The sequence below is a fragment of the Pontibacter sp. HSC-14F20 genome (genome assembly GCF_019599265.1).
In the GTDB taxonomy this organism is placed as follows: domain Bacteria; phylum Bacteroidota; class Bacteroidia; order Cytophagales; family Hymenobacteraceae; genus Pontibacter.
In genome coordinates this window covers 47,991-63,032 of sequence record NZ_JAHZTC010000023.1, presented here as the reverse complement: position 1 = coordinate 63,032, position 15,042 = coordinate 47,991, and the positions used below count along the sequence as shown (strand labels likewise).

The 15,042-nt window shown below is 51.4% G+C and carries 13 protein-coding genes; 6 read left to right on the top strand and 7 right to left on the bottom strand.

What is annotated here, in order from left to right:
* Window positions 1-171: 171 nt before the first annotated feature.
* The gene (locus K3G39_RS18160) at window positions 172-2,643 is read right to left on the bottom strand and encodes a prolyl oligopeptidase family serine peptidase (RefSeq protein ID WP_220627593.1); all 2,472 of its coding nucleotides are present in this window, start codon (window positions 2,641-2,643) and stop codon (window positions 172-174) included.
* Between the two features lie 171 nt (window positions 2,644-2,814).
* On the opposite strand from K3G39_RS18160, the gene K3G39_RS18155 reads away from it, so the two are divergent.
* Window positions 2,815-3,693: a hypothetical protein gene (locus tag K3G39_RS18155; protein WP_220627592.1), complete on the top strand. Its 879-nt coding sequence runs from the start codon at window positions 2,815-2,817 to the stop codon at window positions 3,691-3,693.
* 174 nt (window positions 3,694-3,867) lie between these two features.
* The gene (locus K3G39_RS18150; protein WP_220627591.1) at window positions 3,868-4,152 is read left to right on the top strand and encodes a ferredoxin; all 285 of its coding nucleotides are present in this window, start codon (window positions 3,868-3,870) and stop codon (window positions 4,150-4,152) included.
* A 70-nt stretch (window positions 4,153-4,222) separates the two neighbouring features.
* Here the strand turns inward: K3G39_RS18150 and K3G39_RS18145 are convergent, their stop codons facing one another.
* Entirely contained in the window at window positions 4,223-4,759 is a 537-nt protein-coding gene (locus tag K3G39_RS18145; RefSeq protein WP_220627590.1) for a ferritin, read from the bottom strand.
* Window positions 4,760-4,946: 187 nt separating this feature from the next.
* Window positions 4,947-5,330, bottom strand: coding sequence for a hypothetical protein (locus K3G39_RS18140; RefSeq protein WP_220627589.1), 384 nt, complete (start codon window positions 5,328-5,330; stop codon window positions 4,947-4,949).
* A gap of 110 nt (window positions 5,331-5,440) precedes the next feature.
* On the opposite strand from K3G39_RS18140, the gene K3G39_RS18135 reads away from it, so the two are divergent.
* Window positions 5,441-5,815 carry a cupin domain-containing protein gene (locus K3G39_RS18135; RefSeq protein ID WP_220627588.1) on the top strand — a complete coding sequence of 125 codons (375 nt, stop codon included), beginning with the start codon at window positions 5,441-5,443 and terminating at the stop codon, window positions 5,813-5,815.
* 121 nt (window positions 5,816-5,936) lie between these two features.
* Here the strand turns inward: K3G39_RS18135 and K3G39_RS18130 are convergent, their stop codons facing one another.
* The 3 genes from K3G39_RS18130 to K3G39_RS18120 all read right to left on the bottom strand — a co-directional run bounded on the left by K3G39_RS18130 (window position 5,937) and on the right by K3G39_RS18120 (window position 9,114).
* Window positions 5,937-6,971, bottom strand: a complete 1,035-nt coding sequence (locus K3G39_RS18130) for a hypothetical protein (protein ID WP_220627587.1) — start codon at window positions 6,969-6,971, stop codon at window positions 5,937-5,939.
* Between the two features lie 227 nt (window positions 6,972-7,198).
* A complete protein-coding gene (locus K3G39_RS18125; RefSeq protein WP_220627586.1) occupies window positions 7,199-7,936 on the bottom strand; it encodes a LytTR family DNA-binding domain-containing protein in 738 nt (245 codons plus the stop codon).
* A 68-nt stretch (window positions 7,937-8,004) separates the two neighbouring features.
* Entirely contained in the window at window positions 8,005-9,114 is a 1,110-nt protein-coding gene (locus tag K3G39_RS18120; RefSeq protein WP_220627585.1) for a sensor histidine kinase, read from the bottom strand.
* A 429-nt stretch (window positions 9,115-9,543) separates the two neighbouring features.
* Between K3G39_RS18120 and K3G39_RS18115 the strand changes: the two genes are divergently transcribed.
* Complete coding sequence (locus K3G39_RS18115; RefSeq protein ID WP_220627584.1) at window positions 9,544-10,113, top strand: hypothetical protein; 570 nt, start codon at window positions 9,544-9,546, stop codon at window positions 10,111-10,113.
* A gap of 51 nt (window positions 10,114-10,164) precedes the next feature.
* Here K3G39_RS18115 and K3G39_RS18110 read toward each other — a convergent pair whose 3' ends face one another.
* Window positions 10,165-10,500, bottom strand: coding sequence for an MGMT family protein (locus tag K3G39_RS18110; protein ID WP_220627583.1), 336 nt, complete (start codon window positions 10,498-10,500; stop codon window positions 10,165-10,167).
* Window positions 10,501-10,715: 215 nt separating this feature from the next.
* Here K3G39_RS18110 and K3G39_RS18105 point away from each other — a divergent pair, with 215 nt between their 5' ends.
* A complete protein-coding gene (locus K3G39_RS18105; RefSeq protein ID WP_220627582.1) occupies window positions 10,716-11,804 on the top strand; it encodes an efflux RND transporter periplasmic adaptor subunit in 1,089 nt (362 codons plus the stop codon).
* Between the two features lie 79 nt (window positions 11,805-11,883).
* Complete coding sequence (locus tag K3G39_RS18100; RefSeq protein WP_220627581.1) at window positions 11,884-15,000, top strand: efflux RND transporter permease subunit; 3,117 nt, start codon at window positions 11,884-11,886, stop codon at window positions 14,998-15,000.
* Window positions 15,001-15,042 lie beyond the last annotated feature (42 nt).

Sequence of the window (15,042 nt, the reverse complement as noted above, 5' to 3'; positions counted from 1 at the left end):
TTGTTGCTGTTGCGCTACCATCTGAATGCTCTCTGATTCCACCAGGAGATACGAAAAAAGGAGCAGAAAACTTAATTCCTGCTCCTGTAATTCTCCAGTTTTCACGGAGACTTTTTCAGTGCCCTCCCTGTCTGGCCGGGGCATTTTGTTTTATGATAGCAGGTGTAGCTATTACTGCACCTGACGGTTCTTCACGTAGGTGTTCAGCCAGGCATCCATTTCCCAGAGCATGTGCAGGATCGACTCACGGGCAGCATAGCCATGGCTTTCATGGGGCAGGAACACCAGTCGCGTGGTGGCCCCGTGGCCTTTCAGGGCGTTGTAGAAGCGCTCGCTCTGCACCGGGAAAGTACCGGAGTTGTTGTCAGCCTCGCCGTGAATAAGCAGAATTGGCGTTTTCACTTTATGAGCGGCAGAGAACGGCGACATGCGGTTGTATACCTCCGGTGCCTGCCAGTACGTGCGCTCCTCCTGCTGGAAACCAAACGGCGTGAGCGTACGATTGTAAGCTCCGCTTCGGGCTATACCTGCAGCAAACAGATCAGAATGCGCCAGCAGGTTACCGGTCATGAAAGCACCGTACGAGTGTCCGCCTACGGCAATACGCTTCGGATCGGCCACGCCCATACCTACCGTCTTGTCGATAGCAGCTTTGGCACTGGCTACCAGTTGCTCCACGTAGGTATCATTTGGCTGGGCATCTCCCTCGCCAACTATCGGGAAGTCCGTGCGGTCGAGTACGGCATAGCCCTGCGTCACCCAGAACAGCGGCGAACCAGAGCTGATGCGGGTAAACTCGTAAGGCGAGCTCTTCACCTGTCCGGCAGCAGCAGCGTTCTTGAACTCACGCGGATAGGCCCACATCAGCATCGGAAGTGGTCCGTTACCTTTCTTATAGTATTTGGGCAGGTATAGCACCGCCGTCAATTTCACACCATCGTTGCGCTCGTACTGCAGCATCTCTTTCTGCACGCCTTGCAGTTGCGGGTATGGATGCGGGAATTTGGTCACTTGCGTCATGCGCTTCTTGTTCAGGTCGCGCACAAAGTAGTTGGGCACGTCCTGCTCCGACTCACGACGGGTGATGATGCGCTTGCTGCTCAGGTCGATGATGTCCACCGGACGCTCGTAATAAGGCGCCTCGGAACGGAACAGGATCTTCGCTTTTTTCGACTTCAGGTTGAATTCGCTCAGGAACGGACGGTTGCCTTCCGGTGAGCCGCCTTCACTGATCATGTAAATGTTGTCGCCTTTTTTATCGGTTAGCAATACGCTGCGGCCATACTGATTTTTGGTGTATACCGGACTTCCCGGGTCACTGTAACCGTCTTCGTAAGAGCGCTCGATCAGCACTGTTCCGGCTTGCGAAGGCTTCGACGGATTCACGCGCACCACACGCTCGGTACGGGTTTTCCAGAGACGCTCGTTTACAAGTGCCAGGTCATTATTGCCCCACTGCACACCACGGTAGCGGTACTTGGTGCCCGCCAGTTTAGCAGGCTTTCCGGAAAAAGGCGCATCCAGCATGAATACCACGTCGCGCTCAGCAACTTCTTTGCTGGCGTCTCCGCCGTCCTGGGCTTCTGCCCAATAGAGCGTGGCCGCTTTGTCAGGTCGCCAGTTGTAGCCACGCGGACCTTTGGCCACGTTATCAAAACCGATCGGAATGTCTTCGGCCAGTGGCAGTTGGGCCAGTTGCTTCACTACTTTACCATCGCGGCTCCATACCTCCACGTTGTAAGGGAAGTAATAGTGCGGCACCAGGTATGAGTAAGGCTTCTGGATCGTTTCCACCAGCAAATATTGCCCGTCCGGCGACACGTCAGCGCTCTTAAAGATACCGGCCTGACCTACATTATGCTGTTTCCCCTCCAGGCTCACCAGCTTAAGCTGGGTCTGCATGTAGTAGTCGAACAGCCGCTCGTCGTACTTGTTCTTGAGCAGATCCTGGTAGGTGCGCGATGGATTTGCCTTGCCAATGTTTTGCTGAATGTTAGGGCCCGTTGGCACCAGGTTAGCCTTTGGCATTTCGCCACGCTTCTCGTCCACAAACTTGACGAGCAGCGACTTGCTATCCGGCAACCACGAAAACGGACGACCGCTATAGGCATCGTTCAATGTGGCTTCGGTGAGTTTGCGTGCCTGGCGGTCGGCTATACCTGCCACCCACAATTCGATGCCATTGGCTTTGGTGATGGTGAAAGCGATCTGCTTTTCGTCCGGCGACCAGGTTACGTAGGAGATCTGCGCGTTTTGCGGTATACCTGCCACTTCAAACTCCTGTCCGCCATTCACCTGCTTTATTTTAATATTATTTATAAACGTGGCGCGACTCTGTCCGTTTGTGGCAGGGTTTATGCGGAGTCCAGCCAGACGGCTTTCGGGCTGCGCCAGCTCTTCTATGCTGGGGTAACCCGCCCGCTCAAGCAGCAGCATCCAGTCGCCTTTGGAATTGATGCTGACATTTGGTGTAGAGGGCGCGTCGATGATAGAGGCAATGGCCTCGGGAGGTCGCTGGTAGCCGGTGGTGGCCTGGTTGCCGTTCTGCGCAAAAACGACAGGAGCCGGGGAGCCCGCCAGTAGCAACAGGCTCAGCAACGACGCGGCCAAGCGCTTCGGGGTTCTCAGAGTCTTGATGTGCATGTTTCTTTTAAGGTTAGATAGGTTAGATAGGTTAGATGTGGGGTTAGACAGTAAGTGAGGTTGAAGGTTTAAACCTGTTTTAGCGGCACTGCAGGAAGCAGTTTTATGTGCTTTTACAGTATTTCGCCTGAATGACATACAATATACCTTATATACTTTTAACTTTATACCATGCTGAAAACTTTACTTCTCCTGATCGTCTGCGTTCCGCTCGCGCTTTCCTCTCTCACAGTTCAGGCTCAGAAAAGTCGCATCTCTAAATTGGTCATAGCCAAGGGCGAAACCTATACGGTAGGTCCAGACAATATCCTACTGGTTGACACACTTATTATGCAGGATAAGGCCACCATCGTGTTTGCCCCCGAAATGCAAGGTATTTTACAGGCCCATGTGGCTATCATCGGCGACAAGTGCACTGTCTCATCCAAAGGAAAAGATGGCGCCAGCACGCAGGTAGGTATAGCTCCGAAGCGGCAGGAGGTGCGTAGAAATCTGGCGAATACAAGCACAACACTGTTAAATGGCGAAGTCATAAATGCTGATCCTGTAGATAATGGCACACGCGGGCAGGACGGGGGCAACCTGAAGCTAAGCCTGCACTTTGAAAAGCTGGGTAGCCTTATAATTGATTCGCGTGGTGGTAGAGGAGGAAATGGCACCAATGGCAAAAATGGCAAGAAAGGAACCCCAGACCGCCACGAAGAACGAAAAGTACGAGGTGCCAATGGGCAGTATGTTACTGAAGTGTTTGTTATACCTGGTAATAAAGGAACAGACGGCTCAGACGCTACTGCCGGTATAGCAGGAGGCAATGGTGGCAACATCGACTTTACATATTCTACCAGTAACTTTATACCAGTTTTTAACCAAACCAGGACTCGTCACGGTATATCACTGCTGCACAGTGCAGGTGAAACAGGAAGAGACGGATTGCCAGGCAAGGGAGGGTTTAGCAGCGTCGATGGTAGATTAGTTCACCAAAGGCTTGCGGCTTCCAGGGATGGTGAGATCAAATTAACAAATGCAAACGCATTATCGGTGCAGGACTAAGTATACGTAAATCAAGCATTCCCTGCCACTCCCAAAACACTCCATAGCCGGGTTAGCAGGCTATCACCCTATTTTAAGTTTAACGTTTATTCTGCTTAACTTTGCTCCGCGCATTTACTTGAAACTATTTTCAGGCATTTCCACTTTAAATAGGAGGCACTTTCAAACTAATACATGAGCAAAGGATTCGAGGTACCTGATAAGGTGATATATGTGTGCACGGGCAGTAAGTGCAAGAAAAAGGGCGGAAAGGAGATCGGCAAAATGCTCCGCAACATGATCAAAGACATGGGCCTGAAAGGAAAGGTAGAAGTGGTGAAGACCGAGTGTACCGACCGCTGCGATTTTGCCCCCGTCATGAGTTTTCAGCCTGACAATGTATGGCTGCAATATACCACCGAAGAAAAGGCCAAACAGGCTTTCAACGACCATATCCTTAAATCAGACGATCAGGAATAGGTAAAGGGACTGCCAATAAAAAAAGCCTTTGGAGCGAATCCAAAGGCTTTTGCTTTTATAGCAGGGGTAATTATCCCTCGTAAGTATCCTCGTACGTGATTTTCGGCACACGCTTGTCAATCTCGTACTGGCCTGTTCCCTCCTCGCCTATCACATCGAACAACTCGAGCGCACGACGGGCCACATATTCTTCCTCGATCTGCTCTTTGAGGAACCACTGCAGGAACGTGAAGGTCACAAAGTCTTTGGTCTTCATGCACTTGTCTGCCATACGGTTGAATGATTGCGTCACAGCGATTTCCTGCTGCAGCGCCTGCTCAAACACACTTCTGAAAGAATCGAACTCGATCTGAATACCCGAGACATCCGGAGAAACGGCACGGCCGCCCATATCAGACACATACTTAAACAAGCGCAACATGTGCTCACGCTCCTCGTCTGACTGCTTCTTAAAATAGCCTGCACTAAAGTCGAAGCCGTTGCGGTCGCACCAGGCCGACATGGCCAGGTACATAGCCGAGGCGTCCGCTTCCATTTTAATCTGGTCGTTGAGAACTCTTTCTATTTCTTCGGTCAGCGAAGTTCTTAACCTTAGTAGATCCTTCATAGGTATAGGGGTGTTTTTCGTTCTAAATCAAGGGCCTCCTCCGGGTAGAGGATGCGTCCTTTATTCTTACCATCAAGGTAGGTATAATGTTCTGAAAAAGGATACCTGGATTGAAATATGGAAAAAGTCTAAATAAAAAAAGCACAGCTTGTGGGCTGTGCTGGTGGGTATAGCTGATGTTGCGAGACTACGCTTCGAGTGGCGTCAGGCACTCGTGCAGCAGGCGATTGAGTTCAAGGCTGAAATTGGCACCGGCCAGCAGGTCGCGCAAGGCATAAAGCTCCGTCAGGGACAAGATAAAACAGCGGTCGCAGCCACACACCGACACGATTTCGTAATCAGAAGAGCGGCTAGGGTTAGCGGCCATTTGTTCCAGGTCGATGCTGGCAACGGCTTGCTTCAAACGCAGAAAAGTATCTACCTTGAGCACGTTCAGCGTTCCGGCAAAGTATAGCATCAGGCGGTTCTTACGATCGCACTGAAATACGGCTCCTACTTCGTTTGCATAAATTTCGACCAATTCAGGGGCTGCTGTTATCGTCTCTCCGGGCTTCGCTATTGCTGCTATCATAGTGGTGGCGCTTGTTTCTTAAATCGAGTAACACAAAGGTAAGCCCTATTTAGAATCAGTCCAAATAAATTTAGATGATATTCATCACCACTCTATAAAATAGGTATAGTATGAACCAGAAAATAGAAAAAGTAAACCTTGCGGAGAAGTTTGCCCACATACCTGACTTCTGGAATCCGCGCATTGCCGGTGAACTGAACGGGCAACAGGTGAAACTGGCCAAATTTAAAGGCGCATTCGACTGGCACCACCACGAGCAGGAGGACGAGCTGTTTCTGGTCGTAAAGGGAAGCTTTGATATGGAATTCCGGGACAAAACGATTACCCTGCACCCCGGCGAGTTCCTGATCGTGCCCCGCGGCGTGGAGCACCGGCCGGTAACGCAGGAAGAGGCGGAAGTCTTATTGTTTGAGCCTGTCAGCACTGTCAACACCGGCAACCTGCCGGATAGCGAGCGCACCCGCACCAATCTGGAACGACTCTAATAGCCAGGTATGGATTTGACAAAAGACTGTTTGACAAAGGACAAAAGCCCCTTGTAGGAGATTATACCTTTATGTAAAGCGGTCCTTTGTCATTTGTCACAGAAACTTTTGTTCCGCAACCCTACTTGATCTTCGCCTTTTTCATCACGGTCTTGAGGTTGAGGCGCACCAGGTCGCCCATGCCGCGGCATTTGAGGAATTCATCGGATTGGTGGTGCCGTGCCAGCTCTTCTTTCAGCTGCTTTATTTTCTCGGGGGTCGAGATGGTGTCTTTGCGCATGCAGTCAATCAGATCTTTGAGGCGGTAACGGGCCGTACGCAGCCGCCTGAAAATAAGCGTGCGCTCCTCGTTCTGGTATTGCCGCACCACATCCGGCTTCAATAATTTGAGCACCAGCTCCACAATCATGTTGTTGTCTTTGAAGAACTGCGGCAGGTACATGCTCTTGCGTCCCTCGTAAGATTGCTGGTCGAAGTCAATGGGCCGGACACGGTACTGCTCATCCTCAAAATCCGGCGTAATATCCACCACATAATTATAGGAGCGCATATCGCCGAGCAGGCGCACAAAGCAGCGCTCGTTAAACTTCACAAACTCCTTGGCAATGCGCACCTTGTTGGAGGCTGGCCGGTTGAGGTATTCTTTTATAAAATGGTCGCCAGGTATACCTGCAATATGCTCTTCAATCAGGGTATCGCCGTCCACAAGGTAGTTGATGCGGTTGGGCGACAGAATGTACTCCAGCTCCAGCCCATAGATGCGCGAAGCATCGGCCCGCTTCACGTAAAAGTAGTCGTAGTTGTCGTTAAGCTGGTTCATGATCTGCACCCGGAAGGGATTGGAGTTGCCAAAGGTGCAGTAGTCGATCCGCGAAACGTACAAGTGCTCCATCACCGACATATCGCCATCGGTTTTCAGCAGTGCGTAAATCTGGGTTAGCCCGGTGCTCAACTCCGCCTGCGCCTGCTGGTCAAACATGATGGTTTCCCAAAGCGTGTCGTGCCCTTTTTTGTCATAGTAAGGGAAAGCGTCGGTATAATGCACCAGGTCCTCGTAGTGCACCGGCAGTTTCGTCTCCCGGTCGTATTCGTGCAGGTAACTGCGCAAACAGGCTGCAATCGGGTAAAACAGCTTCTTTTTTGAGATGGAGTTCAAGGAGTTTAGGATTTTGGGAGTTAGAGCATTAAGGAGAGTTAATAGGATCTCCCCTGTCGAGCCTTTACGGGAAAGGATGAAATTTTGCTACGGGTTAAGGTATAGAACTTTTACCTCATTCGCTATACCTGACCTTTTCAGCGCAGGCAGTAAATTGAAGCAAATACGCTACGCTTCACCTTGCTTCATCCCTCTTACACCCCTAAACACTCAAACTCCTCAACGCTCTAGCTTTCCAGCAGGTTGTTCTGCCCGAGCACTTGCAGCACGTCATTTTTGTAGAGGCGGCCGATCGGGATTTCGACTTTGCCTATGTCTACAGCCGTGGCCGAGAAGGCCTGTACTTTGTCGAGGGAGATGATGAAGCTGCGGTGGATGCGCAGAAATTTGTCGGTAGGCAGCTTTTCTTCCAGGAAGGATATTTTCTGGTATGAGATGATCTCCTTTGTGTCGGTTTTCACCCGGATGTAGTCTTTCAGGCTTTCAATGTAGAGAATATCGGCCAGCATCACCTTCACCATTTTCTTGTCGGCTTTCAGGTAAATGAAGGCCTCTTTGTAATCCGGCTCCGTTTGATTAATTGCTACAGGCTGAGCGGCTATACTTCTGGGCTCGGCGGGGGTTACTTTGGCCACGGCTTTCAGAAAACGGTCGAAGGCGATGGGCTTGAGCAGGTAATCCACCGCGTTGAGTTCGTAGCTGTCGAGGGCATAGTCGCGGTAGGCGGTGGTAAAGATGACCTTGGGCGGATTAGGTATAGACTTGAGGAAATCTATACCTGTGAGCTTGGGCATCTGGATATCGAGAAACATCAGATCGATGTGCTCGGTCTGCAGGCAGTTGTAGGCCTCCACAGCATTGTTGCAGCGGCAAACCAGTTCCAGGTTGTCGAGGCGTTCCACAAAAGTCTCCAGCACGTCCAGCGCCAGGGGTTCATCGTCTACTATCAGGCAGCGTAGTTTCATGTTCGGTTTTTTGGCTCCTCCAGGTATAAACGGCGTGCTATACCTGCACAGTACATTTGCTATACCTGTTATCCTTGTCTTAGGTCTAGTTCCAGGCGCACGGCATAGCTTTCGGGCTCGTCTTCCACTTCCAGGCTATACCTGTTTTCGTAGAGCAGTTCCAGGCGGCGCCGCACGTTTTTCAGACCAATGCCGGAGGCAAAATCACGGTTGCTTTCGCTGGCTTTTTCGAGGCATTTGCAGTTCTCGACCAGCACCACCAGCATATGGCCCTGCACTTTCACGTCTATCCGGATCCAGGCGTTTTTGGTTTCGGTGCTTACGCCGTGCTTAAAGGCATTCTCCACAAAAGGCAACAGCATCATGGGGGCAATCTGCTTGCCGGCTATACCTCCCGTTTCGGTGTAGGCAATGTCCACGCGGTCGCCGTAACGGATGCGCTCCAGGGCGATGTAGTTCTGTATGTAGCTGAGCTCCTTTTCCAGCGGTACCTTGGCGGCAGCGGCATCATAAAGCATGTAGTCCATCAAACCCGACAGCTTGAGCACCACTTCCGGCGCATTTTCAGATTTACGCAGCGTGAGCGAATACAGACTATTGAGCGTGTTAAAGAGGAAGTGCGGGTGAATCTGACCTTTCAGAAACTTAAGTTCGGCCTCCAGCTTGTCCTTCGCCAGCGACTGCGTGGCCTGCTGATCGCGGTACCAGTTCTTGAGCAGGTATATGGCTGCTGACATGGACACCAGGTAACCCAGGTTCACGATATTGCGCACAAAGCGGTAGAGTGTGAGGTTGTCGTTGGTGCAGGTGGTGGGGCAGATGAGCGGGTGAATGAGCAGCGGCATGAGCACAAACTGCATCAGGATGCCAATGGCCCCCATCATCAGCAGCAGGTATACGGCAAACTCCATGTAGCGCTGCTGCAGCAGGTATTGCGGCATCAGAAAGTACATATTAAAGTACACCAGCAGCATCTTGAAGGGCAGCTCGATGAGCTCGATCATGAAGGCGTTGTAGTAGTCATCGATGTAACTACCATAGAGGAGGCCGAAAAAGCACACGTACACCGCCCAGAACAGCAGGTGCAGCAGCAGCCTGTTCTGGGTGATGTTACGCACATCCGGCAAACTCCAGCTCTTTACCTCCAGTTCACGTGCCGCGTTCAGTTTTACTTCCATCCTGCAAAGTTACGTTTTCTGCGCATCAAGTCCTTAACCGACAGTTGCTTTTAGACGAGCGGCTATACCTGCCACCCGAAGTGCAGCCACGGTGCCGTGTACAGCCTGCGGGGTGCTATACCTGTTGTAAGGGTACGCAAACCGGTCGCTTGTCTAAAAGTTAAAATTGTGCGTTCTGCAGTGCCTATACTTGCATCACTATCGGGGAAGACAGAGCCCCTTAGTGCTGCATAGAGATTTCTGTAGGCTGTAATAAGGCCGTTGTCAGCAGCGTAGTCTTCGGGCTTGCGCCGACAGTGATTTGTTAGAGTGGTTAAAGGCGCTGCCGGCAAGGTGGTGCCTTTTTCTTTTTTAGGGTTTGGCCGGAAAGGGCAGTAGCTGTAAATTAGTAAACCGCTATACCTGAAAAAAATAGCTGACGCTGTACCCATGTTTAAATACCTGAGCACGTTTTTCATCTCCCTGTTTTCGGTCGGCATGATACTAGCCGTAGCTTATCTGCTAGGCGTCACTTCCTTCTCTTTTGCCTGGGTTTTTAATTTCATGCTGATGATGGCCGTGTCCTCTAGCATGCAAACCTTTAAACCAGCCCTGACAGCTAAATACTTCGATGTGAAGGTATGGGAAAATGGCGGGAAGGTCTACCGATGGTTTGGTGTCAACATCTTTCGGAAGCTGCTGGTTTGGGTTGGCTGGGAAAGGCTCCATAAAGCGGTGAGCCCGGTTAAAAAAGAGCTGGAGGCACTACAGCGGCTGGAATACAATACCCGGCAATCTGAGTTCGGGCATTTGGTTATCTTCTTTATCGTGCTTGGCTTTACCTTTTTTGTGGCATACCAAAACGGACTGAAGCAATCGCTGTGGTTGATTTCTTTGAATGTGATCCTGAACGTATACCCCATCCTGGTGCAGCGCTACAACCGCCCCCGACTGCAAAAGGCCCTTCAGGTATGGAAAAGGCTATCCGCCGCCTCTTCAAATGCGAACGTCACACGATAGTTTAAACAAGCGAAACCTAGTCCCTGCCCTCACTTCCCAAACTCCCAAACTTTACAGAAGCTCCTTTGCCGGGTCCCAGAACAGCTTATCAAATGCCACTACCTGGTCATTTTTCACCTTGACACCCTCCTGCTCCAGCCGTTCCTGCATGGCGTTGGAGGATTCGAAATGCTGCTTGCCTGTGAGCATACCGATTCTGTTAACTACCCGGTGCGCAGGTATAGCGGCAAATGGCTGCGAGGCGATCAAAGCCCAGCCCACCATCCGGGCCGAACCCTTTGAGCCCAGGTAGCTGGCAATGGCTCCGTACGAGGTTACCCGCCCTTCGGGGATCAGCCTAACTACCTCATATACATCCTCAAAAAAGTTTTTTTTGCTCTCGCTCATACCTTTGTGCAATTTCTTTTATCCGTTTTTAAACCTATGAAGCTGTCGTTTGTCTTATAATGGCGTCTGTTGGCAGCGTACGTCTGCCACATGCTTTATTATACCAAGATAAGCATGTAAATTTAGTCGTTTTTCGCTGTTGTCTATACGTTAAATACAAACTGGAATTTTATACCTTTGAGGTTAAGATCACCTTAATCGAAGTTAAAACCTAAATGAACAAAACTGTCAAAACCATCCTCCTCCTGGTAGTTGCCGCCGTTATTGGTTACCTGCTGTACGACAAAGTGTTTTCTGGTAGCGAGCAAGCAAAAGCATCCGGACCTATGGGCGGCCCCATGGCTCAGAAAGTAGCCGTGGACGTGTTTGTAGTCTCTCCAACTGCTTTCCAGAACAAGATTACCTCTACCGGCTCCGTTATCCCTAATGAAGACGTGGAACTGCGCAGCGAAATTTCCGGCCGCGTAACAGCTATCAACTTCAAGGAAGGCAGCCAGGTAAAGAAAGGACAACTTCTGATGACAGTAAACGATGCAGATCTGCGCGCCCAGTTGGCCAAGTTGCAGTCGAACCAGAAGCTGTACCAGGACATGGAAGAGCGCCAGCGCACCCTGCTCGAGAAAGAATACATCAGCCGCCAGGAGTATGACCAGGTGAGCAACCAGCTTGCTACCGCTACAGCAGATATCCAGGCGCTGAAAGCCACCCTGGACAAAGCTTATGTGCGTGCTCCCTTTGATGGTGTGATCGGCCTGCGACAGGTGAGTGAGGGCAGTTATGTAACACCAACGAGCCCCGTTGCCCGCATTGTGGACATCAGCCCTGTTAAAATCGACTTTTCTATACCGGGCCGCTACAGCCAATCCGTAAAAGTTGGCGATAAGATCACCTTCACCTCCGAGGGCAGCGCAGAACAATACGAGGCGACTATTTATGCCGTTCAACCCAATATCGACCCGGCCACCCGCACCCTGCAGTTACGCGCCCTCTACGAGAACAGGAACCAGGAAATAAAGCCCGGTGCTTTCGTGAAGGTCGCCCTCAGCCTGGAAGACATGGACGAAGCCATCCTGATCCCGACAGAGGCCATTATACCAGAGGCGACGGGACACAAAATTTTCCTGGCAAAGAACGGGAAAGCCCAGCCTCAGATGGTGAAGATCGGCCAGCGCTCCGAGACCCTTATTCAGATCATTGAAGGAGTAGAACCCGGCGACACCATCATCAGCTCGGGTATATTGCAGGCACGCCCCGGTTCTGACTTGAACATCAGAAGAGTAGTAACATCTGAAGAAGCACAATAACGCCTTTAGTGAAGTTGAAATTAGTGAGAAGGGGATGATTTTTTTTTCCAGCTCTTGGTCTGTTTAGTAAAAGACAATTATGGCAAGTTTATCAGATATAAGTATTAAGCGCCCGGTGCTCGCCATCGTGATGAGCATCACGATCATGGTGTTCGGTATAATCGGGATCACCTACCTGGGTGTGCGCGAGTACCCTAGCGTGGACCCACCGATCGTGAACGTATCGACAAGTTACGCCGGTGCCAATGCTGAGACGATCGAGTCGGAAATTACAGAGCCGCTCGAAGAGTCGATTAACGGTATTGCAGGTATACGCACCCTTACGTCATCGAGCAGCGAGGGTAACAGTAACATTACCGTGGAGTTTGACCTGGGCGTAGACCTGGAAGCAGCCGCCAACGACGTACGCGACCGCGTATCGCGGGCGCAGCGCCGCCTTCCGGAAGATGCAGAGCCTCCGACCGTATCCAAAGCCGACGCGGATGCCAACCCGATTATCTTCCTGGGTATACGAAGCGAAACCCGCTCCCTTCTGGACCTTTCTGACATAGGTCAGAACGTATTTAAAGAGCAGTTACAGACAATACCCGGAGTAAGTGCCATCAACATCTGGGGTGACAAGCGCTACTCCATGCGCCTCTGGATGGATCCTGACAAGCTTTCTGCACTGCAGGTAACCCCACTGGAAGTACGCGATGCGCTGGCCCGCCAGAACGTGGAGCTGCCATCTGGTAGCATCGAAGGTGCTACCACAGAGCTTTCGGTGAGAACCATGGGCCGTATCTCCACGCCCGAGGAATTCAACAACCTGGTAGTCCGCGAAGACGCTACCCGCCTGATCCGCTTCCGCGACATCGGCTACGCCCAGCTGTCCCCGGAAAACGAAAAGACGGTATTGCGCTTCAATGGCATCCCCATGATCGGGGTCGTGATTATCCCCCAGCCAGGCACCAACCAGGTAGAGATCGCTGATGAGTTCTACAAACGCCTGGAACACATCAAAAAAGACATTCCGGAGGATCTGGAGCTTACCATCGGCTTCGATAACTCGCAGTATGTAAGGGCCTCCATCGCGGAAGTGCAGGAAACTATCTTCGTCGCCTTCGGTCTAGTGGTAGTGATCATTTTCCTTTTCCTGCGCGACTGGCGTTCCACGCTCATCCCGGTGGTGGCTATACCTGTTTCGCTGGTGGGTGCTTTCTTTATCATGTATTTGATGAACTTCTCCATCAACGTGCTCACCTTGCTGGGTATCGTGCTGGCCATTGGTCTGGTGGTGGATGACGCCATCGTAATGCTGGAGAATATTTATGCCCGTATTGAGGAGGGGCAGGAACCGATGAAAGCCGCCAAGAAGGGATCCAAGGAGATTTATTTCGCCATTATCTCCACTACCGTTGCGCTGGCTGCCGTGTTTATGCCGGTTGCTTTTCTTGAAGACACGACCGGTCGCCTCTTCCGGGAGTTCGGTATCGTGGTGGCAGGTTCTGTTATTATCTCTTCCTTCGTCTCGCTTACACTTACGCCGATGATGTCGTCGCGTATGCTAAAGCACCGGGAGAGACCAAACTGGTTCTACCGTAAAACAGAGCCGTTTTTTGCTGGTTTAACCAATGCCTATAGAAGCAGTCTGAACAGCTTCCTGGCATACCGCTGGGTGGCTTTCGTGCTGGTTATTCTGTCGGCCGGCATTATCTGGTGGCAGTTTTCTACCATGCGCTCCGAGTTGACCCCGGATGAAGACAGAAGCGGACTCCGTATCCAGACTACTGGCCCTGAAGGTGCCTCCTTCGAGTTCATGGACAGGTATATGAACGAACTCTCTGCGCTGGTCAATGACTCGGTGCAAGGTATCAACAGCATGACCACCATGACGCGTAACTCCAACTCTGGCTTTATTCGCCTCCGTCTGGTTGAACCAAATGAGCGTAGCAAATCGCAGCAGCAGATCGTGGAAGAACTTCCTGCCTTACTTAACCAGATTCCTGGTGCCCGTGCCTTCGCCGCCGGCGATAAAGGCCTGGGGGGCGGACGTGGTTCCGGTCAGCCGGTATCCTATGTGGTGCAGGCACAGAGTATGGCTAAATTGCGCGAAATCATTCCTCCTTTCCTGGAGGCAGCGCGCCAGAACCAGGTGTTCAACTTTGTGGACGTAAACCTGAAGTTCAACAAGCCCGAACTGCGCGTGGAAATCGACCGCGAGAAGGCCTTGTCGATGGGGGTGAGTGTGCGTGACGTGGCCCAAACCATGCAACTGGGCCTGAGCGGCCAGCGCTTCGGCTACTTCGTGCGCGGTGGCAAGCAGTACCAGATCCTCGGTCAGGTAGCACGCGAGAACCGCAGCGAACCGCTCGATCTGCGCAGTCTTTACGTAAAAAACAACGCCGGTGAGCTGATACAACTCGACAACCTGATTGAGTTGAAAGAAGAAAGCTCTTCGCCTCAGATCTACCGTTTCAACCGTTTTGCCGCAGCCACCTTCAGTGCTACCCTGAATAAGGGCTATACCATAGGTGATGGCATAGAGGCCATGGACGTGATCGCAAAAGACGTGCTGGATGAAACCTTCCAGACTTCCCTGACCGGTCAGTCGAGAGACTTCCAGGAGAGTTCAGGCAGCTTGATGTTTGCCTTCTTACTGGCGCTCGGCCTGATATACCTGGCTTTGGCAGCACAGTTTGAGAGTTTCCGCGACCCGATCATCATCATGTTCACCGTGCCACTGGCATTGGCTGGAGCTATGCTAAGCCTGTGGTACTTTGATCAGACACTCAACATCTTCAGCCAGATTGGTATGATCATGCTGGTGGGTCTGGTAACGAAGAACGGGATCCTGCTGGTGGAATTTGCCAACCAGAAGAAGGAACAGGGCCTGAGCAAACTGGAGGCAGCCCGAGAAGCCGCTGTATCGCGTTTCCGCCCTATCCTGATGACGAGTATGTCTACTATTCTGGGAACCTTGCCAATTGCACTGGCCTGGGGTGCCGGCTCCGAAAGCCGCGTCTCGATGGGTATTGCCGTGGTAGGGGGTCTTATCTTTGCTACCGGCCTGACCCTGTATATCATTCCTGCTATCTATTCTTTCTTCTCTTCTGCTGAGGCAAACCTTGCCCTGATGGCAGACAGAGACGAGGAGGAAGAGTCCGAACGCAGAAACGAGCGCAAACAGGAAAGAGAACCCGTTCTAAGTAAATAATATCCGAAATCTAATCTCTGACGCTAAGATTTAAACCTTTGC